Origin of the sequence: Halorhodospira halophila SL1 (genome assembly GCF_000015585.1) — a bacterium.
Taxonomy (GTDB): domain Bacteria; phylum Pseudomonadota; class Gammaproteobacteria; order Nitrococcales; family Halorhodospiraceae; genus Halorhodospira; species Halorhodospira halophila.
In genome coordinates, this window is record NC_008789.1 from 994,367 (window position 1) to 1,013,535 (window position 19,169).

A 19,169-nucleotide genomic window follows, 5' to 3' on the forward strand; every position below is an offset into this window, starting at 1 on the left:
AGGGCGAGCATGGCGTTGAACTGGATCCCGGCAGGGGGCGAGGTCCTGATCCAGGGGGCGAGCCGCGGCATCGGGCTGAACGGGGTCGAGCAGTGCCTGGCGCAGCCGCACATCGGCCGGGTCTGGGCGTCGTGTCGAAACCCCGACCAGGCGGAGGCGCTGCAGGCGCTGGCGGGCGCCCACCCGGACCGGCTGCGGCTGCTGACCCTGGACGTCACCGACGAGGCCACCGTGCGCGCTGCGGCGGCGGAGGTCCAGGCCGCCGAGGGGCGGCTGCACCTGGTGGTGAATGCTGCCGGGCTGTTGCACGACCGAGCGCGGCGGATCCGTCCGGAAAAGCGCCTGGAGGATGTCTCGCCGGAGGCCCTGGCGGCGCTGTTCCAGGTCAACGCCGCTGGCCCGCTGCTGGTGGCGCGCCACTTCCTGCCACGGCTCGAGCACGGCGATCCGGCGGTCTTCGCGGCGATCTCAGCACGGGTGGGGTCGATTGGCGACAATCGCAAGGGAGGGTGGTACGCCTACCGGGGGTCGAAGGCGGCGCTGAATCAGTTGATCCGCACCCTGGCCGTGGAGCTGCGCCGACGGGCGCCGGCGGTGACGTGCGTATCGCTGCACCCGGGGACCACGGATACGGACCTCTCGGCGCCGTTCCAGGCCTGGGTGCCGGCGGAGCAGTTGTTTGCGCCGGAGCGGACGGTGCGCCAGCTGCTGGCGGTGATCGACGACCTTGCCCCGGAGGACAGCGGGGGCTTCTTCGCCTGGGATGGGCAGCCGATCCCCTGGTGAGGGCGCGCGGTGCGGCTACCCTGCGGTTGGGAGGGGGCGGTCCCCGGGGGTCCGCTGTACGCGCCCCGCCTGACGGCGGGGTCCCCTGCGCGGCTCACCCCGGCGGGGCCGCTCGCTTAACTCGCGGCGCTGCGCGCCGCTCGGACAAAACCTCGCTGATCAGCGCGAACCGGCAAAGGTTCGCGCTGAACCCCCGCCGGGGCTGCGCTGCTCGGCGCGTCCAGAAGGGACCCCCGGGGACCGCCCCCTCCCAACCGCAGGGCAGTGGCACCGCGGCCGCCCACCGCGGGCTATCAACCGGCCCCCGTGACCGCCTGGGCCAGCCCGGCGAACCCCTCCTGCCCACACTTGGCCCCGGCCAGGCGATTGGCCCAGCGCAGCGCCGGCTCCGCCGCCTCACCGCGGCTGAGGGCGTCGATGACCCCGGCGTTGAAGCAATCGCCGGCGCCCACCGCGTCCACCACCCGCGCCGGCGGCCAGGCCGGCTGGTGGTGGAGGGTCCCGTCGGTGTGCCGCAGCCAACCGCCGTCCGCCCCCCAGGCGCAGAAGGTCAGACTGCTGCCGGGCGCCGCAGCCAGGAAGGCCCGAGGATCGGCCGCACCGGTGGCCAACGCAAAGGCACGGGCGTAGATCACCACATCGGCCACCTCGGCCAGGGTATGGATCTCCGCCCGCGGCTTCTCGATCTCCACCGAGATCGGTACTCCGGGGGCCCGGTGTCGGGCGTCGCGGATCATGGCCCGGGTATTCGACACGTTGCGCCCCTCGAAGTGGAGCCAGTCGACTCCCCCCAGCGGCACCGCAGCGAAATCCGCCGCAGTGAGTTCGGGCAGATCGCGGTGGTGGACGATGGTCCGCGAGCCGGTGGCGCGGCTGACCGTGATGTACGAGACCGGTGAGCGCCCTCCGGGGTGCACCGGTGCATGGCCGTGGTCGATACCCCGCTCGGCCAGCGCCGCAGCGATGCGCCCGGCGTCCGGGTCGTCGGCCAGCACCCCCAGCCAGCGACCGTGGTGACCGAGCTGCGCCAGCACATCCAGGGTGTTGGCGGCATTGCCGCCCCGGGCCACCCGCTGCGCGATGGCCCGCACCTCGTCGTCTTCAGCCGGGTACTGCTCGGTGGTGTTGATGATATCGAGGGTGGCCACCCCTACGGCCAGGATCGACGGCATGGTTCGGCTCCTTCCGCTGGCTGCTTTGGAGCAGGAGCAACTGCGGCGTCGCCGGGGTCAGTCGCTGCCCTGCTCCGGATCCCGCCCGAGCAGGTCGCCGAGCCCCGCGAAGGGCGAGTGCGTCGACTGGGGGGCGGCCCCGCGGCCCTTGCGGCGCGGCTGCTCGGGACCGGTGGCCGGGCCGATCTCGCGCTGGTGCTCGTGATCGTGGCAGTAGAGGCAGAGCAGCTCCCAGTTGCTGCCGTCCTCGGGGTTGTGGTCGTGGTTGTGGTCGATGTGGTGGACCGTGAGTTCGCGGACGTTGCGCCGATCGAATTCGCGCCCACACCGCCCGCACACCCAGGGGAAGCGCTTCAGTGCCTTCTCCCGGTAGCCGTGTTCGCGCTGCGCGCGCTCCTGCTGGGCGCGGGCGACAATGGCGTCCAGGCGTTTCCCGTCGGGCTGCCCCATGGCTGACCTCCCTGATCCGGCTCGATGGACCTCATACACCGCCCATAGTAGCCAGCCGCCGCCGGCGTGACCACGGCGCCACAGCACCACCGGTCGACCCAGGCGCTGGCACCGGTCCTCACCCGGTGATGTACGGCGCCTGACGCAGGTAACGGTCGTCGCCCAGCTGCTCGAGCAGGAACGTCGCCACATCGGCCCGGCTGACCGACCCGGCGCCGGTGTCGTGATCCGTGCCGGCGCGCCACTCGCCCCGCCCCGGTCGGTTGGTCAGCCGCCCGGGGCGCACCACCACCCAGTCGCGATCGCTGGCAGCCAGGACCTGCTCGAGGCGCTCCTTATCCGTCATCAGACCCTTCATCAGGGTGCGGATCAGCAGCCGGAAGACCACCGACACCTGGGCGTAGCTGTCCCCCACCCCCATGGCCGAGACCGCCACCACCCGCGGGACGCCCTGCTGCTGCATGGCCTCGACGATCACCCGGGTGCCCTCACTGCACAACCGCGGCGGGTTGCGACGGGTCTGCCCCAGGGCGATGACCGCGCCATCGCAGTCGTAGAGGGCCCGGCCCACGGCCTCGGGATCGAGCACGTCGCCGACCACCACCTCGACCCCGGGCAGCTCCGGCACCCGATCGGCGCTGCGCGCCAGCACCCGGCACCGCCATCCGCGCCCCAGGGCCTGGCGCACCACCTCGGCCCCGACGCCGCGGGTCCCACCAAACACCGCAATTTTCATAGATGATTTTCCTCCCCTTGGGAAGTTGAGTGTGCTACAGTCCACCCGTGTTTGCAGAGGCGCCCCCAAAATTTGGCGCCCCAGGTTACCGCCCGACGCTCCTGCGCGATCCCGGCTCGGTACCCTCGAACCGGTCGTGGATCGATCCGCCAAGGCCTTTCCTCGATGTTCCTCTCACTACCGGCGCTCGCGTCGGCGCCTTGGCGTGTCCTGATCCAGGAGTGTCTCTATGACCTTTGAGAATATCGGCCTTTCCCAAGAACTGCTCCGCGCCGTTGCCCAGCAGGGCTACGACCAACCCACCGCCATCCAGGCCCAGGCCATCCCGGCGGTTCTAGGCGGCGGCGACGTCATGGCCAGCGCCCAGACCGGCACCGGCAAGACCGCGGCATTCACCCTGCCGCTGCTCCAGCGCCTGAGCGACACCGCCCCGCAGCAGGGCCAGCGACGCATCCGCGCCCTGGTGCTGACCCCCACCCGCGAGCTGGCGGCCCAGGTCAGCGAGAGCGTGGCCACCTACGGGCGTCACCTGCCGCTGCGCTCTACGGAGATCTACGGCGGTGCCCCCATGGGCAAACAGACCGCCGCCCTGCGCCGCGGCGTCGACATTGTCGTAGCCACGCCGGGCCGGCTGATCGACCATCTGGACCGGGGCAACGTCGACCTCCGCCATGTGGACATGCTGATCCTCGATGAGGCCGACCGCATGCTCGACATGGGCTTCAAGCCGGCCATCGAGCGGATCCTCAAGTCGGTGCCGAACCAGCGGCAGACGCTGCTCTTCTCGGCCACCTTCTCCGGCGCTGTCGGCGGCCTGGCGCGCCGCTTCCTGAACGAGCCGACGGTCATCGAGGCCGGCACCGCCAATGCCGCTGCCGAGGCGGTGGAACAGGGGGCGTACTTCGTCGACGCCGGGCGCAAGCGCGAGCTGCTCACCCAACTGATCAACGACGGCGACTGGCGCCAGGTGCTGGTCTTCACCCGCACCAAGCGGGGCGCCGACCGCCTGGCCGAACAGCTCGAGCGCGAGGGCATCCGCTCGCAATCGATCCACGGCGACAAGAGCCAGGGCCAGCGCGGCCGGGCGCTGGCGGCGTTCAAGCGCAAGTCGGTCCGCGCCCTGGTGGCCACCGACGTGGCGGCCCGCGGCCTGGACATCGCCGGTCTGCCCCACGTGGTCAACTACGACCTGCCGAACAACCCCGAGGACTACATCCACCGCATCGGCCGCACCGGCCGCGGCGGGGACAGCGGCGAGGCGTGGTCGCTGGTCGGCGGTGAGGAGCGGGGCCAGTTCAAGGCCATCCAGCGGCTGGTCAAGCGGGAGATCCCGGCGCAGATCGCTCAGGGCTTCGAGCCGGTCCGGCGGGGGGGTAGCGCCCCCACGCGGCGCAATAACCCGCGCCGCGGTCAGGGCGGGCGGCCCGGTCGCGCGGCCTAAGGCCTGCAACACCAACGGCCCGGCCCAGCGCCGGGCCAGAAGAGGGGGGTGTCGCCGCGGCGGCACCCCCCTTTTTCTTGGCCCGGAGCCCGGTACGGGTATTACTTCGCCTCGCCGTTCTTGGCCTTCGGGCCCGGGTGGCTGAGCCCGGCCGCCTGATCCAGGCGTGGATGCCCCTGGCGGAAGGTCTCGCGCAGTCGGCCACTGCCGTCGTCCTGGGCATCGAGGGCCTGCAGGGTCCCGGTGACCAGGTGGATGGCCGCCAGGACGTCCCCGGTGTGGCCGCTCTCGGAGATGGTGTGCATGTTGCGCACCGGGATCCCCAGCGAGGCGGCGGTGCAATCCACGTTGCCGAGCACCCCGGCCATGCCGTCGGTGCCGGTGTCGCGGCCGCTGACGTCGCGCTGCACCGGGATGTCCTGCTCGGTCGCCACCCGCTGGATCACCGCGTTGAGCTGATCGCTGGCCACCGCGCCAACGGTGTAGGTGACGCCGGCACCCATGGTCAGGGGCTGGAAGCGCTTGTCCGAGACCCCCGGGGCGGCGACGTAGTCCTGGTCCACGTCCACGGCAATCAGCGCATCGGGGCGCAGCTCACTGGCCAGCACGCGACTGCCGAAGCGGCCGATCTCCTCGTAGCTGGCGATGGCGAAGAGCATGCGCACGTTGCGGGCGCCGCCGGCCTCGGCGATCTGGCGCGCCGCCTCGGCGGTGGTGAAGCACCCCAGGCCGTTGTCCAGATAGGCCCCGTAGAAGGTGTCCGGGCTGAAGCCCCGGCGGATGGGCCGGTTGAGGAGGATCGGGTCGCCGGGGCGGACGCCGAGGTCCTCGACCTGCTTCTTCTTGTTCTCGCCGTGGATGTGAAGCTCCAGGTAGAGCTGCTCCTTCCTGACCCCCTTACGCCCGGTGCGCGTCTCCTCGTCGGCGAAGTGGATGGCGCCCAGAGCCTCGACGGTGCCGCCCTCAATGCGCCGGTAGGCGCCGGGGTTCTCCGGGGCCTCGCTGAACAGGGTGACCTCGTGGCCGATCAGGGTGCCGGGCAGGAAGGAGTCGCTGTCGATCCAGACCTTGCCGTCGTCGCCGATGCTGCGCACCTGCATGCGGATCTTGTCGGCGTGGCCGACCACCATCACCTTGAATAGATCGTCCCGGCCCGGATGGGTGTCGAGGACGATGCCGGCGTGCCCCTGGAACTGGTGGACGCGCCACTCGGCGGGCGCGAAGGATTCGAAGTACGGCTTGAGCACCCCGTAGGTCATGGCCCCTTCGAGGCCGACCGGGCTGGGCGCGGCGAGGACCTCGCGCATGCGCTCGAACTGCTCCTCGGGCATGGACTGGGTCCACGGCTTGCTGGATTGGGTCATGGGCCTCCTCTCGCGTGTGGCTATCGGATTGCGGGATACTGGTCGCTACGCTCACACCATAGCGCAGCTCAAGCCGTGGCATCGAACCGCAGATACGCCAGCGCCGGACTCGACGTGGGCACCTCCGGGTGCAAGGCGGCCGTCGTTGACCCCCAGGGGGGCGTCCTCGCCCGCGCCCGGGTCGAGTGGCCGGAGGCGAGCATGCCCGCCGACCCGGAGACGTGGTGGGTGGTCGCCCGGTCCGCCCTGGCCCGCGCCGTCGCTGAGGCGCGGCGCCCGGTGGGCCGGGTGGCCGTGGATGGGACCTCGGGCACGGTGCTGTGGGCGGCCGCCGACGGCACCCCGCTCACCCGGGCCATGCGCTACGATGAGCCCGCCGCCGGCACCTGGGCGGCGGTCATCGCCGGCCAGGCCCCGGCTGAGAGCGGCGCCCACGGCAACAGCTCCGGCCTGGCGCGCGCCCTGCACCTGGCCGCCCTGTACGGGCTGCGCGGCCCCTGTCAGCTGCTCAGCCAGGCCGACTGGATCGCCGGACGGCTGTGCGGCCGATTCGACTGCACCGACGAGAACAACGCCCTGAAGCTGGGCTACGACCCGGTGGCGCGGCGCTGGCCGGACTGGCTGCAGGAGGTACCGCTACCGACGGAGTGCCTGCCCGCCGCCTTCGCCCCGGGGACCGAGATTGGCACGGTGCGCGCCGAGGTGGCCCGGGCCACCCACCTGCGCGACGACTGCCGGATGATCGCGGGCACCACCGACTCCATCGCCGGCTTCCTGGCCACCGGGGCCCGCAGCGAGGGGGACGCCGTCACCTCCCTAGGCACCACCCTCGCCCTGAAACAGGTCTGCCCGCAGGCGGTTTTTGCCCCGGGATACGGGGTTTACAGCCACCGCCTGGGCGAGCGCTTCCTGGCCGGCGGCGCCTCGAACTGCGGCGCCGGCATCCTGGCGCGCTACTTCACCGAGGTGGAGCTCGAGCGCCTGAGCGCCGCCCTTGACCCGGATCGCGACACCGGGCTCGACTACTACCCCCTACCCACCGCCGGGGAACGCTTCCCCTACGCCGACCCGCAGCTGCAGCCGCGACTGGAACCCCGCCCGGAGGATCCGGGCCGTTTCCTCCAGGGACTGATGGAGGGTGTCGCCGCCGTCGAGGCCGAGGGCTACCGCCGCCTGCAGGAGCTGGGCGCGCCCGCGCTGGAGCGCGTCCTCACGGTGGGCGGCGGCGCTGCCAACCCGGCCTGGACCCGCATCCGCAGCCGCTACCTGGGCGTCCCCGTGGTGCCGGCCGAGGAGTCGGAAGCCGCTGTGGGCACGGCACGGCTGGCCGGCGGACTGATGACCGCGTAGCCCTGGCACGCCCATTAGCGCCAAAAGGTCAGGCCGTTGAGGGTGCCGTCGGTTAGGGCGCTTGGGTAGCGGTGCAGCACCTCCGGGCCGTACTCGCGGGCACGGCGCTCATCGTCCCGCTGGCGGTAGGGGTCGAACACCCGCCCCGGCGGCAGCGGCTTGCGCGGATCCATGTACCAGCAGTAGAAATCCCACTCCTCCTGCATCCGCCCCAGGGGTACGCTGAGGTGGTTGTCCGGGCGAAGGGCGCTGATACCGCCGAAGTGTCCCCCGTAGGACCCTGGGCTGTACTCGGGGATCACCTCCAGCTCCCGCCAGGGCACCTCGATGTAGTCCCCTTCGCCCACCGGCGGGAGGGAGACGGTCTGCTTGCGACGGTCGAAGGTCACCGTGTGCGGTGGCCGCTTGCCGCGGCGCATGCGGATATAGCTGCGCAGCTGGCGCAGGGAGATCCATAAAGAAAAAGCCGTTAGCGCAGCCAGCCCTGCCGAGAACATGGCAGCGAAAACCATGACCGAGAAATACCAGGCTGGAAAATCCTCCACAGCGAACACTACTGCCATTACTCCGAAGACAATGGATCCCGCCAAGAAAGCCCCGCTAAAAAAGAGAGGAATTAATGCCTGCGCTAGCTCGTCGCATCTACAGGGACGCTGGATGTACTCATCATCAGCCAAGATCCCTAACTCCCTCTCCGTCCCGTCATCATCGAGCACCGGGAAAGGAGGGAGCCTTTCTGAATCCTTTACCAACCAACGCTTACCTGCGGAGCGACGGGCCACCCAGCGGCTGATGAACGGCGGGCGGTAGAATGTCCACGCCATCTCCGGACCTCCCTGTCACCCCTGCGACCGGCTCCCGGCCGCCTCTTCCCTGAGCACCTCGTCCACGGTCAGCGCACGGGGCGCCACCGCCGCCTTGGCCCGACCCTGCCAGGCGGGCACGGGCACCCGGGCCACCCAGTAGCGGGGCGTGCCGTCGGCCTCGGGCTCCGGCAGGGCGTCGTCACCGGCGCCGGCTACCGCCCGCTGCCGGATGAGGAAGCAGAGCTCGCCGCGCCACCCCGGGGCCGTCGGCAGGGCGTCCCAGGCGAGGGTTACCGTGAGGGCGTCGGAGCCCTCCCCCGGCGCCGCCTTGATGAACGCTGGAGGCAGCGGGGTCACCTCCTGGCAGGCACCGTCCTCCGGGCAGAGCAGCACCCGACACTCCAGGCGGTCCCGCCGCCACGCCACCCCCGCCAGGGTCAGGCGGACCTGGCGCAGGGCGCCCCGGCCGCCCAGCTGCTGGCTGTACTCGGCGGCCACCCGCAGCGGCGGGCGGTGCAGGACGCGCTGCCACCAGGCGGCCACCGCCGGCCAGTCGTCCCAGCTCCCGGTCTCGGCGGGCCGTTGCACCGGTGGCCCCACCTCCACCGCCCGGGCCACCCAGGCCCACCCCGAATCCCGGTCCGAGCCACCCAGCCGCTCCCGGGCTGTTGGGGTAAAGGGGCCATTGCGACAGAAATCGGCAAACGAAGTATCTGAAACATAGCCCGCTATAGCCGACGCACCGACGGCTACCAAGAGAAACGACAGACCAACACCTCCGCTACCCGCAAGCCAGAAGCCACCCGCACCCAGGTAAGCTAACCCCGCCACGAACCACGTCCGGCTGGCTACCTCATCACCACGTGAGGATCGACTGTAGCCGCGGCCCGCGGCATAGATCGCGCTTGCGAAAGCGGCTGCACCACCAAGCACTTGCGCCCGTAATCCCAACCGCTCGATACGCCCATACCTCGGATCCCCCACCGGAATCCGTGGCTTCAGATAGGCGAGCCGGGTCTGGGCGAGCAGCTCCGCCAGGGTCAGGGAGGAGGCGACGGCGCTGGCGATGTGGTACCAGGCCTCGGTACGGGTCTGGCGTACCGCCTGGTTGAGGTTGATGAGCTCCAAGGCGCCGAAGACGCTGCGCAGTGCGTGGCCGCCGGAGCTGGTGGAGAGGCGCTCGGCCAGGTCGGCCAGGCGACCCTCCGGCAGGCGGGTGGAACGCAGTTCGCGGACACGGATCTCGTCCTCGATGCGCAGCTCGGCGGTGAGGGGGCTGCCGAGGACCTGCACCGGGCCGCGGCCGGCATCGGCCACGGCGGCGTGGTAGTCGTCGCTGCCGGCGGCGAGGATGCGGAAGCGCCGCTCGTAGCCCTGGTGCTCGATCCGCAGGGTGCGCGCCTCGCCTCCCGTAGGCGCTCCGGCGCGGCGCTGGATTTCGGCCAGCGGGACGCCGTCGAAGTCCGGCGCCGGGTAGCTGACCGTGGTCACCTCCAACCCCGCCAGCAGGGCCAGACCGGGCAGCTCCTGGAAGCGGCAGGTGATGCGCATGACGTGCTCGAGGGCGTCGCCCTGATAGCTCACCGACTCGGCGAAGGTCGACAGCAACACGTACAGGACCTCCGCCGCGTCCTCGGCGGTCACCGCACGGCGCTGCTCGGCCAGGTCGCAGCAACGCTCCACTGCCTGGAGACGCCGCGGCGCCGCCGCCAGCTGCAGCTCCAGCTCCCGGCGCGGCCGGGGCAAGCCGCCGCCCCGCGCCCCGGCGCCCAGGGTCAGCGGCTCGGCCGCCAACAACCGGGCGGCGACCCGGGCCAGCCCGGAGGGATCACCCTCGGCCTCCAGGACGGTGCGCAGCAGCGCGCGGGCCTGATCCAGTTCTGCGGCCTCCGCCTCGCCCTCGGCCGCGGGGATGTCGCCGATGTAACCGTCGGCGGTGTCCGCCGGCACGGCCAGCTCCCGGAAGTGCGCGCCCAGGGCGGCGAGTCCCTCGAAGACCCGGCGCGGGGTGTTGCCGGCGTAGTCGGCCAAGGCATCGGCGTAACGTTGGCTACTGAGCAGCGCCAAGCGCTTGCGGCGCACCCGGCGAATCTCGGCGCGGATCTCGCTGCGTTCGGCGACACCGAGCAGGCGCTCGAGCAGCTCGCGGTCGGGCGGTTGCTCGCCGGGCCCCAGGCGCTCCTCGACGAAGGCCAGACGAAAGGTGCCCGCCGCCACGGCGTGGAGGGATTCGGCCGCCGCCAGCCATTGCTCGTCGGGCTGCTGCGGATCGCCCTCCCCTTCGCCGACGGTGCTTCGCTCCGGATTGGTGCCGGTCTGCAGCCCGGCGACCAGCGTCTCGAGTCGATCCGCCAGCGCCGCCTGCTCATGGGCCAACCCGCGCGCCTCGCCCAGGGGGTCGTCGAGGTAGAGCAATGCCAGACCGTCCTCGGCGTAGGGGGCGAGATCCTCGCGGACCGGCTCGGATTCGCCTTCTTCCGCCACCGCGTCGCGGAAGGCGCCACTCCCCCCGAGGCGGCCGGCCGCCCCGGGCCCGGTGTCGGGGTCTTCGGTTAGCTCAATGGGGAAGAAGCGCGCCTCGGGGGGTGGCTCGGCGGCGCCGTCCGGTTCACCGTGTACCCCGGCCCGGGGATCGTCGGGGGCCAGCCCGCCGGCGGCGGCGATGCGCGCCCAGGGGAGCTGGACGGCAGAAAACAGCCCCTCCAGGACCACCGGCTCGCCGCCGATGCGCAGCGGCAGGAGCAGCATCGGCCGCCCATCACCGGTGGGCCGGCGCAGGTCGCCGTGCTCGTAGGCCAGGTTGACCTCGTGGAGGCGGCCACGCGGGTGGACATAGCACTCACGCCACAGGTAGCGCCGATCCCCCTCCCGACGGAACAGGTAGAGCCACCCCCCGAAGCCGAAGCCGGCGTCGCGGTGGCGGAGCTCGGCGTCCCGGGCGAAGCGCACCAGCGTCGGGATCAGGACCGTCGGCGGGGAGACCTCGGGCTCCTCCCCCGGCAGCCACGCCGGCTGTTCGGCCCCGCGGGTGAGCGGGACCTTGCAGAGGTGGTGACGCCGGTCGGCGTCGATCAGGCTCAGTTGCAGCGCTTCGGTCCCTTCGGGGAGCTCTTCGATGGCGGCTCCCCACCGCTCGCCGTCGTGGTGGCTCCAGCGTAGGGCCCGGCTGCGGTGCCAGCCGCCCGACGCCGGCTCGACCACCACCTCGCCGGGGAGCGGGGCCTGCGGCCCGCCACCGATGTCGATCCGCGTCCGCGGTCGTGGCTCGGCGTCCGGCGGCGGATCGCCGCCGGTCAGGGTGGTGGGCGGGAGCTGCTCCTGGAGCAGCGGGGCCGGCGGGGTGTTCTCGTGGTTGGCCACCATGGCGTCGAGGGCTCGAGCCACCGGCACGCCCTCGACGAAGACGTCCGGCGAGCCGCTGCCGGGCAGGAAGGTCGCCGGACCGGTGATGGTGCCGGAAACGGTCCCGCCCTGATCACCCCCCTCGTCGCCCCGGGAGCGGGCGAACTGCGAGGCCTCGGTGCAGACCGGGTGCCCCTCGACGAAGACAGTTCGGGCGGTCTCCGCGGCGTCCCGCGACTCGGCCACATTGAGGTACGGGATCGACACCGTCGAGCTGCCGACGGTGGTGCGGCAGACGTCGGTGGTCAGCAACTCGCCCCCGGAGCCAGCGTGCACCAGGGTGCGGCCATTGGCGGTTACCGTGGGCCGGGTCACGCGGCACCCCCAGAGGAGGCGCCACCCCCCACGGTGCTTTCGGCCGGCTTGCGCAGGTCGAACACGCCGGCGACGCCGTCCCCCGCGGCGGTCAGCAGGATGCGCTGCGGGCCCTCGGCGGCGTGCAGCAGCCCGGCGGCTGCCACCAGCTGCAGGGGCAGTGTGGCCGCGCCGGAAAACCCTAGGCCGCGCCACAGCAGGTGGCGCGCGGCGGCCGGGGTGCGCCGCAGGGCGGGCACCAGCCGGCGGACGTTGGCCCAGGCCTGGCGCTCTGCCGGGGTGGCGCCGAACCCGTGGGCCTCGACCAGGGCGCCGGCAGCGTCTGCTTCCGGCACGGTCTCCTGGAGCAGTCGCTGCCAGGTGGCGGGCTGCTCCGACGGACCGCCCAGGGCCGCGCGCTGGAGCAGCAGGCCGGCCGACCCGGCGGGGGCGGTGCGCAGCAGCAGGAAGGCGGCGCCATCCGCGGCGGGGGGTCCGTCGATGGCGGGGAGGCACCGGCGGCGCAAGCGCGGATCGGCGCAGGCCGCCGGGGCCGCGCAGGGATCGACGCCGCCGATCAGGAGGCTCGCCAGCCGACCCTCGGCAACCGCCTGCGCGGCCCGGTGGAGCAACTGCACCGCCGATACGGGCCCCTGCGGCCGCCACCAGGCCACCCGCCGAAGCGGCGATACCCGATCGGTCAGCTGCCCGATCAGCCAGTGGTGCTGCGCCCAGCGCACCCCGGGTTGATGGGGCCCCGGCGGGATCACCACCGCCGCCGCGGGGGGCGCGGCGGTGAGGCGCTCGCTCAGCCGCGGGGCGCTGTCCGCGACCAGGCGGTCCATGCGCGCGGCGTAGCCCTGGCCGTCCAGCGCCGGATCGCTGAGCACTGGGATCGGCTGCTGCGGCGCCTCGCCGAGCAGCTCGGGCTGTGCCACGGGCGGGGCGTCGGTCACCGCACGGGCCAGGGCCTCGGGATCGGTGCCGGCGGCGTGCCAGGCGGCCAGCGGCTCGAACAGCACGGGGGCGGTGGTGGCGTGGTTCATCGCTCTCCGCCCCCGATCCCGTCGGCATCGACCCGCAATGCCCAGCCCGGCCCCGGCGCCGGCTCCGGCACCCACCCCCGCCAGACCAGCCACACCCGGCCGGCGTCGGCGTCGATCCCCAGGGTGTCCGCCTGCACCGTCACCCGCTGTCCGCGCCCCGGGCGGTGCAGGGTGACCTGCGGACCGCCGCCGGGCAGTTGCCAGATGACCGTGTGGTCCGGGTCCACCCCAGGGAGGACCCCCTGCAGGCGGATGCGCTCGTCGCCGCACAACGGGGTGTCGAGGCACTGGTCTGCCGGGGCGGCATTCCAGGCGTCGGGCCGGGGCAGGCGGCGGTAGCGCAGCTGGCCCTGGCGATAGGCATGGGCATCCAGGCGCCCGAAACGCCGGGCCCGGGGCGCCCAGGCCGCCGCCAGAGGCCCGAAGCCGGCGGGCGCCCCGCGCCGGGTGGCGCGGTGGTCGTCCCACAGCAGCCGGGGCGACGGCCCGGCGGCGGCACCCCACCACGCCGCCCGATGCCCCCGGCCCACCGGGTTGCGAGCGTAACGCCGGTGCCGCGGCCCACCGAGTGGTCCGCCGTAGGCCAGTTCGTAGGTGAGCGGCACCGGCCCCTCCAGCGCACCGGGCGGATCGGAGGCCCGCGGCGGCGGCTCGGCCACCGCCCACACCCGCTTGGGGCCGAACCGGGGCCGGCCGCCGGCGTCCTCGACCCCCAGACAGGCCGCTGCCTGCGACCGCCCGGGGCCGACCTGTACCGCGCCGTGGAGCAGGCACTCGGCCCCGTGCTTGAAGGGAACGCAGTCGGGTGCGGTGAGCGGGGCGTGAGCGGCGGGATCACCGGCGTAGCGTTCGGCGGTCTCCAGCGCCGGCGTGTCGTCATCGAGGCGCAGCCGGGCGGCATCGCCGCCGCGGAAGCCGGCCTTGACCGCCACCGCGATCCCCGGGCACCCAGCGGCATCGAGGTCCACCCAGGCCCGCGCATCCAGCGGCCCCTGGACCGAGACAGGCAACATTCCAGGGCACCTCAGTTGATGGCGACGCGGGCCCCGCGGATGCGGTGCTCGCCGCGGGCCCTGGCCTCGACCACCTCGCCGTCGATGCGGATGGCGCCGTCGGCACCGAGTTCCAACTCGGCGCCGGCCACCTCGAGGCGGATGCTGCCGTGCTCGGCCCGCAGCAGGTAGCTGCCGTCGGGGCGGCGCTCCAGGCCCGCACGGGGCGGTTCATCGGCATCGGCGAGGGCGTGGATCAGGTAGAGCCCCTGATCGGCTGGGTCGAGCAGTGCCACCACCCGATCGCCGGGCTTGAGTGCGGAGAGCTCGCGGGCGTGGCCGGCCACGGGCCACTCGGTGATCCCCTCGGGGGTGTCGACGGCCACACGGGTGGCCCGGCCCTGACGGCTGGTGGTGAGAACCTCCGCCCAGCAGACGGCGGTGGCGGCGTACAGGCCCACGGGTACGGGGCCGAGAACCGGATCATCTTCCATGACGATCGTGCTCCCTGTGGTAGACCATCCTTGGTGGTTGTTATTAAGGAACACCGTTCGCCAGCGTCCCGTCAACCCGACAGGGCGCGCGGATTGTCGCCGGCACGCTGGACCCATTCGCCGGCACGAGGCAGACTCCCGCCCGGCGAGCCGCGACCCACCACTGCCCGGAGCCCGGCCATGAACGACCGCAACAGCGAACTGATCCGCCGCGACCTCAACGTCCTGTTCCATCCGACCACGCAGATGAAGGACCACCACGACGGGCTGCCCCTGATCCCGGTGGAGGCCGGCCGCGGTGCGTGGCTCCAGGATCGCAACGGCAAGTGGTACCTGGACGCCATCAGCTCCTGGTGGGTGAACCTGTTCGGCCACTGCAACCCGCGGATCAACGAAGCGATCCGCAACCAGCTCGACCGGCTCGAGCACGTGATCCTGGCCGGTTGCTCCCACGAGCCGGCGGTGGAGTTGGCCGAGCGCCTGGTGGACCTGACCCCGCCGGGGCTGGAGCGGGTCTTCTTCACCGACAACGGCTCGTCGAGCATCGAGGTGGCCCTGAAGATGAGCCACCACTACTGGCGCAACACCGGCCACCCGGAGAAGACGCGCTACATCAACCTCTCCAACAGCTACCACGGCGACACCATCGGTGCGCTGAGCGTCGGCGATGTAGGGGTGTTCAAGGACGCCTACAAACCGCTACTCATGGAGCCGATCACCGTGCCGTCGCCGGATTGTTTCCACCGTGAACCCGGCACGGACTGGGCGGAGCACTCCGAGCAGATGTTCGCCCACATGGAGGCGGCGCTGCAGGAGCACGGCCACGAGACGGCGGCGGTCATCCTCGAGCCCCTGGTCCAGGGGGCCGGCGGCATGCGCATGTACCACCCGGTCTACCTGCAGCGCCTGCGCGAGGCCTGCGACCGCCACGGGGTGCACCTGATCGCCGATGAGATCGCCACCGGATTCGGCCGCACCGGCACGCTATTCGCCTGCGAGCAGGCCGGCATCGCGCCGGATTTCATGTGTGTCTCCAAGGGCATCACCGGCGGCTACCTACCCCTGGCCGCGGTCCTGCTCAGCGAGCCCATCTACCAGGCCTTCTTCGACGACTTCACCCGGCTGACCGGCTTCCTGCACTCGCACAGCTACACCGGCAACCCGCTGGCCTGCGCGGCCGCCCTGGCGACGCTGGGGATCTTCGAAAGCGACCAGGTGCTGGCGCACAACCGCGACACCGCCCGGCGCATGGCCGAGGCCGCCGCACCCCTGGCCGACCACCCGCGGATCGGCGAAGTCCGCCAGCAGGGCATGATCCTGGCCATGGAGATGGTGCGCGATCCGGCCCGCAAGACGCCCTTCCCCTGGCAGGAACGGCGCGGTCTGATCGCCTACCGCCACGCCCTGGAGCGCGGCGTGCTGATGCGCCCGATCGGCAATGTGCTCTACTGGATGCCGCCCTACGTGATCGAGCCGGACGAGATCGCCCTGCTCGGCGAGGTGGCCGCCGAGGCCGTCGACCGGGCCACCCGGGACTAAGCACCCGGCAGGGATCACGCACCAAGACGGAGAGAGTCCGGCATGCCCCGCCTCTACATCGCCCAGCCCCTGAGCGCCGCAGCGGTGATCGAACTCACCGCCGACGCCGCCGCCCACGCCCGGGCGCTGCGCCTGCGCCCCGGCGATGCGGTGACCCTATTCAACGGCGAGGGCGGCGAGCACCCGAGCGAGGTCGTGGCGGTGGAGCGGCGCCGGGTAACGGTACGCGTGGGCGCCCACGACCCCACTGAGCGCGAGCTGCCGGCGGCCGTTCAACTACTGCAGGCGGTAGGCAAGGGCGAACGCATGGACACTGCGGTGGAGAAGGCGACCGAGCTGGGGGTCAGCGAGATCGTGCCGGTGCTCACCGAGCGCACCGTGGTGCGGCTGAATGATCCGCAGCGCGCCGCCAAGCGCCGCCGGCACTGGGAGGCGGTGGCGCGGGCCGCCTGCGAGCAGTGCGGGCGCAACACGCCGCCGCGGGTGGCCGAGCCGGTGCCGTTGGCGCAGGCCTGGGGGCACAGCCGGGATTACCCGCTGCGCCTGACCCTGGACCCGCTGGCCGACCCCCGCCTCAGCGAACTCACCGGGGCGCAGGCCACCTCGCTGCTCATCGGCCCCGAGGGCGGGCTCAGCCCGACGGAGCTGGAGGCGGCCGGCGAACACGGTTTCCTCCGCGGGCGGGTGGGCCCCCGGGTCCTGCGCACGGAGACCGCCGCCGTGGTCGCCCTCGCCGCCGTCGGCCTCGCCCTGGGCGAACTCTAGCCCGGCTCGCCGCCCTCCAGTGCAGCGCACGCCTGGGCCAGGGCGTCGGCAAGCTGGCCCTCGTCGTAGGGCTTGAGCAGCACCCGCGCCGCGCCCAGCCCCGCGGCCGCGAGCCGCTCCTGATCGACGGCCCGGGTGCTCACCGCGACCACCGCCCCGGCGGCGATCCCGGCCTCGGCCACCAGGCGCTGGAGCACGCCGAGCCCCTCCTCGTGCTGGAGCATCTCCATCTCCAGGTCGATGAGCACCGCCCGCGGCGCGCGCTCGGCCACGGCGCGCCGCGCCTCGTCGAGGCCGGCGGCGCCCTCCGGGTCGAAGCCCTGGCGCGCCAGCCGATGACCGGTGATCCGGCGCATGGTGCGCGAGTCGTCGAGGACCAGGATGCGAGGCCGCTCGGGGGCCTCGCCGGGGGGCTGCTCCGCGGCCTTCGCCCCGCGCATGGGCAGCCGCAGGGTGAAGCGGGCGCCGGCCCCCGGGGCGCTCTGCATCTCCAGCGTGCCACCGAGTTCGTGGACCACGCCGGCGACCTCGTCCATGCCCATGCCGGCCCCCGGGTCGCCCTCCGGCCCCAGCGTGGAGACCCCCGGCAGGCAGATCAGGCTCAGCGCCTCATCGTCGCTGAGGGCCGCGGTGGGCTCGTTGGGGTCGTAGTCGGAGACCTGGCGCTGCAGCGCCTCGGTGTCGAGTCCGGCGCCGTCGTCACTGACCACCAGCAGCACCTCGTCCTGGCCGTAGCGCAGGCTGAGCCCAACTCGGCCGACCTCCGGCTTACCGGCGGCACTGCGCGCCTCGGGGGGTTCAATACCGTGGCGCACGGCGTTGCGCAGCAGGTGCTCCAGCGCCGGCCGCAGGGCCTCCAGATAGGCCTCGGGCAGCGCGCGGGACGCCCCCTCCACGACCAGCTCGACACGCCGGCCATACTCGCCGGCGGTGGCGTGGACCTGTCGATCGAGGGCGTCGATGTCCGGCTCCAGGGTCGCCAGCGCCGGCTCGGGGTCACGAGCCGGTTCCGCGACCGGAGCCGACTCGGTGGCGGGATCCGGCGGGTCGGCGTCCGCGTCGGCGGCCTCGTCCTCCGTTGCGGCCAATTCGGCGGCCAGGGCGTCGCCGAGCACCTCGGCGCTGGATCCGGTCTGCAGCTCCCAGCCATCCTCCGCAGGGGACGGCTCCGGGTCCTCGTCGGCCCACAGCTCGCCGTAATCGAAGGCCGCCGCTTCAGCGTCCGGCTCGGCGCCCGGCTCCGCGGTGTGACCCAGGACCTCGCGGCGCAGCACGCCGACCCGGTCGGCCAGTTGCTCCAGTTCGTGGCGCAGGCGCTGAGCGGTCCCGGCGGTAGCGCCATCCGCCAGCGCCGTGGCCACCTCGCCCTCGAGTTCGTGGCAGTGGGCGAAGAACTCGGTGAGGCCAGCGAAGCGCGCCCCGCCCTTGAGGGTGTGCAGGATGCGCTGGATGGCCAGCCCCGCCTCTGGGTCGCCGGCGCGCCAGCGCTGCAGGGCGGCGCCGATCTGCGACAGCGCCGGCCCCACCTCGGCGTAGAACAGCGCCTGCAGATCGACGTCGCTGCGCACCAGCGCCCGCGAGGCCGCCCCGGCCTCATCCTCGGCCGGGGGCGGCATGGCCAGGGTGGCCCCGGGCAAGCGCCGGGCGGCCGCCTGGACCTGGCCCACCCGGCCGGTGCCCGGCGCCTCGGTGAGCGGCTGGAGCAGCGCCTCGGCCATGCTCGATTCGGGGAGCCCGCCCACTGCACCGTGCTCGAGCAGCCGGCGCAGCTCGCGGTCGTAGGCGGCAATCGCCCGCTTCTGCCCCGGATCCAGGGTCTCGCCCTGCTCCAGCAGATCGAGCACCGCCAGGGCGCTCCAGCAGGCGCTGCCGGCGGCGCTGTCGCCCAGGGCCGCCTCCAGGGGCTCGAGGACGCCGCGCAGCTGGCCGAGGGCCCGGCGTTCGTCGCCGCGGATCAGCTCCAGGAGCCCGCGCTGGTAGGCCAGACGGCTGGTGCGGGCGGTCTCGGCGACCTCGCCGTGGGCCGCGGGCGCGCTCGGGTCAACGCACTGACGCAGCAGCGCCAGGCTGTCGTAGCGCGGCTGACCGCGGGCGCGGCGCAGCCCGTCGATGAGGCTGGCCAGCTCCGCCACCGGGTCCTCGGCCCGTACGGCGATGCGCTCGATGGCCCGGGGCAGCCGCAGCACGGCATCCATCAGGGCCGCGCGCAGCGGCTGGACCTCCACCCCGCCCTCGTCCGGCGACTGGTAGGCCCGTTCCAGGTCGGCCGCGGCGCCGCGCAGCTCGGCACTGAGGTGCTCGAGTTCGCGTACGCCGACGAACAGGAAACCGCCGTGCAGGCGCTGGAGCTCGCCGTGGAGCGCGGTCAGGGCGCCGGGCTCGTCACCCGCCTCCTGCAGACGCACCGCCGCGGCGCTGACGCTGTCGCGCAGTTCGGGCAGCAGCCGGGTCAGCTCGCGCCGGGGGTCGACGCCGAAGGCCTTGGTTCGTCGCTCATCCATGGGTTGGTTACAATGCCACAAACCACTCAGC

The 19,169-nt window shown here is 72.9% G+C and carries 15 protein-coding genes; 5 read left to right on the forward strand and 10 right to left on the reverse strand.

The features are described from left to right. Positions 1-9: 9 nt before the first annotated feature. Entirely contained in the window at positions 10-786 is a 777-nt protein-coding gene (locus HHAL_RS04695) for an SDR family oxidoreductase (protein ID WP_011813719.1), read from the forward strand. Positions 787-1,079: 293 nt separating this feature from the next. Here HHAL_RS04695 and HHAL_RS04700 read toward each other — a convergent pair whose 3' ends face one another. From HHAL_RS04700 to HHAL_RS04710, 3 genes are all read right to left on the reverse strand, one after another. Continuing rightward, positions 1,080-1,958 carry a PfkB family carbohydrate kinase gene (locus HHAL_RS04700; RefSeq protein WP_011813720.1) on the reverse strand — a complete coding sequence of 293 codons (879 nt, stop codon included), beginning with the start codon at positions 1,956-1,958 and terminating at the stop codon, positions 1,080-1,082. A gap of 57 nt (positions 1,959-2,015) precedes the next feature. After that, positions 2,016-2,408 (reverse strand): YajD family HNH nuclease, encoded by a 393-nt coding sequence (locus tag HHAL_RS04705; protein ID WP_011813721.1) that lies wholly within the window; start codon positions 2,406-2,408, stop codon positions 2,016-2,018. A 118-nt stretch (positions 2,409-2,526) separates the two neighbouring features. Next, positions 2,527-3,144 carry an SDR family oxidoreductase gene (locus HHAL_RS04710; RefSeq protein WP_011813722.1) on the reverse strand — a complete coding sequence of 206 codons (618 nt, stop codon included), beginning with the start codon at positions 3,142-3,144 and terminating at the stop codon, positions 2,527-2,529. Positions 3,145-3,373: 229 nt separating this feature from the next. Here HHAL_RS04710 and HHAL_RS04715 point away from each other — a divergent pair, with 229 nt between their 5' ends. After that, complete coding sequence (locus HHAL_RS04715) at positions 3,374-4,585, forward strand: DEAD/DEAH box helicase (protein ID WP_011813723.1); 1,212 nt, start codon at positions 3,374-3,376, stop codon at positions 4,583-4,585. 101 nt (positions 4,586-4,686) lie between these two features. Here HHAL_RS04715 and HHAL_RS04720 read toward each other — a convergent pair whose 3' ends face one another. Beyond that, positions 4,687-5,949: a M20/M25/M40 family metallo-hydrolase gene (locus HHAL_RS04720; RefSeq protein WP_011813724.1), complete on the reverse strand. Its 1,263-nt coding sequence runs from the start codon at positions 5,947-5,949 to the stop codon at positions 4,687-4,689. A 75-nt stretch (positions 5,950-6,024) separates the two neighbouring features. On the opposite strand from HHAL_RS04720, the gene HHAL_RS04725 reads away from it, so the two are divergent. Then, positions 6,025-7,299: an FGGY-family carbohydrate kinase gene (locus tag HHAL_RS04725; RefSeq protein ID WP_011813725.1), complete on the forward strand. Its 1,275-nt coding sequence runs from the start codon at positions 6,025-6,027 to the stop codon at positions 7,297-7,299. A gap of 14 nt (positions 7,300-7,313) precedes the next feature. On the opposite strand, the gene HHAL_RS04730 is transcribed toward HHAL_RS04725, so the two are convergent. The 5 genes from HHAL_RS04730 to HHAL_RS04750 form a co-directional block, all read right to left on the reverse strand. Next, positions 7,314-7,862, reverse strand: a complete 549-nt coding sequence (locus tag HHAL_RS04730; RefSeq protein ID WP_144446094.1) for a hypothetical protein — start codon at positions 7,860-7,862, stop codon at positions 7,314-7,316. Positions 7,863-8,138: 276 nt separating this feature from the next. Further along, positions 8,139-11,822 (reverse strand): PAAR-like domain-containing protein, encoded by a 3,684-nt coding sequence (locus tag HHAL_RS13490; RefSeq protein WP_011813727.1) that lies wholly within the window; start codon positions 11,820-11,822, stop codon positions 8,139-8,141. Next, the gene (locus HHAL_RS04740) at positions 11,819-12,847 is read right to left on the reverse strand and encodes a hypothetical protein (protein ID WP_011813728.1); all 1,029 of its coding nucleotides are present in this window, start codon (positions 12,845-12,847) and stop codon (positions 11,819-11,821) included. The genes HHAL_RS13490 and HHAL_RS04740 overlap by 4 nt, the downstream gene beginning before the upstream one ends. Next, a complete protein-coding gene (locus HHAL_RS04745) occupies positions 12,844-13,860 on the reverse strand; it encodes a DUF2169 family type VI secretion system accessory protein (RefSeq protein WP_011813729.1) in 1,017 nt (338 codons plus the stop codon). Before HHAL_RS04745 ends, HHAL_RS04740 begins: the two co-directional genes overlap by 4 nt. A gap of 11 nt (positions 13,861-13,871) precedes the next feature. Further along, positions 13,872-14,333: a hypothetical protein gene (locus tag HHAL_RS04750; RefSeq protein ID WP_011813730.1), complete on the reverse strand. Its 462-nt coding sequence runs from the start codon at positions 14,331-14,333 to the stop codon at positions 13,872-13,874. Positions 14,334-14,513: 180 nt separating this feature from the next. Here HHAL_RS04750 and HHAL_RS04755 point away from each other — a divergent pair, with 180 nt between their 5' ends. After that, the gene (locus HHAL_RS04755; protein WP_011813731.1) at positions 14,514-15,872 is read left to right on the forward strand and encodes an adenosylmethionine--8-amino-7-oxononanoate transaminase; all 1,359 of its coding nucleotides are present in this window, start codon (positions 14,514-14,516) and stop codon (positions 15,870-15,872) included. Positions 15,873-15,914: 42 nt separating this feature from the next. Then, entirely contained in the window at positions 15,915-16,637 is a 723-nt protein-coding gene (locus HHAL_RS04760; protein ID WP_011813732.1) for a 16S rRNA (uracil(1498)-N(3))-methyltransferase, read from the forward strand. Here HHAL_RS04760 and HHAL_RS04765 read toward each other — a convergent pair. Continuing rightward, complete coding sequence (locus tag HHAL_RS04765) at positions 16,634-19,138, reverse strand: FimL-related protein (protein ID WP_011813733.1); 2,505 nt, start codon at positions 19,136-19,138, stop codon at positions 16,634-16,636. The genes HHAL_RS04760 and HHAL_RS04765 overlap by 4 nt on opposite strands. Positions 19,139-19,169: the final 31 nt, after the last annotated feature.

Coding starts and splice junctions, on each gene's coding strand:
- HHAL_RS04755 (WP_011813731.1), top strand. CDS start 14,514: ATGAACGACCGCAACAGCGAACTGATCCGCCGCGACCTCAACGTCCTG.
- HHAL_RS04740 (WP_011813728.1), bottom strand. CDS start 12,847: ATGAACCACGCCACCACCGCCCCCGTGCTGTTCGAGCCGCTGGCCGCC.
- HHAL_RS04710 (WP_011813722.1), bottom strand. CDS start 3,144: ATGAAAATTGCGGTGTTTGGTGGGACCCGCGGCGTCGGGGCCGAGGTG.
- HHAL_RS04695 (WP_011813719.1), top strand. CDS start 10: ATGGCGTTGAACTGGATCCCGGCAGGGGGCGAGGTCCTGATCCAGGGG.
- HHAL_RS04750 (WP_011813730.1), bottom strand. CDS start 14,333: ATGGAAGATGATCCGGTTCTCGGCCCCGTACCCGTGGGCCTGTACGCC.
- HHAL_RS04745 (WP_011813729.1), bottom strand. CDS start 13,860: ATGTTGCCTGTCTCGGTCCAGGGGCCGCTGGATGCGCGGGCCTGGGTG.
- HHAL_RS04730 (WP_144446094.1), bottom strand. CDS start 7,862: ATGGCAGTAGTGTTCGCTGTGGAGGATTTTCCAGCCTGGTATTTCTCG.
- HHAL_RS04720 (WP_011813724.1), bottom strand. CDS start 5,949: ATGACCCAATCCAGCAAGCCGTGGACCCAGTCCATGCCCGAGGAGCAG.
- HHAL_RS04715 (WP_011813723.1), top strand. CDS start 3,374: ATGACCTTTGAGAATATCGGCCTTTCCCAAGAACTGCTCCGCGCCGTT.
- HHAL_RS04700 (WP_011813720.1), bottom strand. CDS start 1,958: ATGCCGTCGATCCTGGCCGTAGGGGTGGCCACCCTCGATATCATCAAC.
- HHAL_RS04760 (WP_011813732.1), top strand. CDS start 15,915: ATGCCCCGCCTCTACATCGCCCAGCCCCTGAGCGCCGCAGCGGTGATC.
- HHAL_RS04705 (WP_011813721.1), bottom strand. CDS start 2,408: ATGGGGCAGCCCGACGGGAAACGCCTGGACGCCATTGTCGCCCGCGCC.
- HHAL_RS04765 (WP_011813733.1), bottom strand. CDS start 19,138: ATGGATGAGCGACGAACCAAGGCCTTCGGCGTCGACCCCCGGCGCGAG.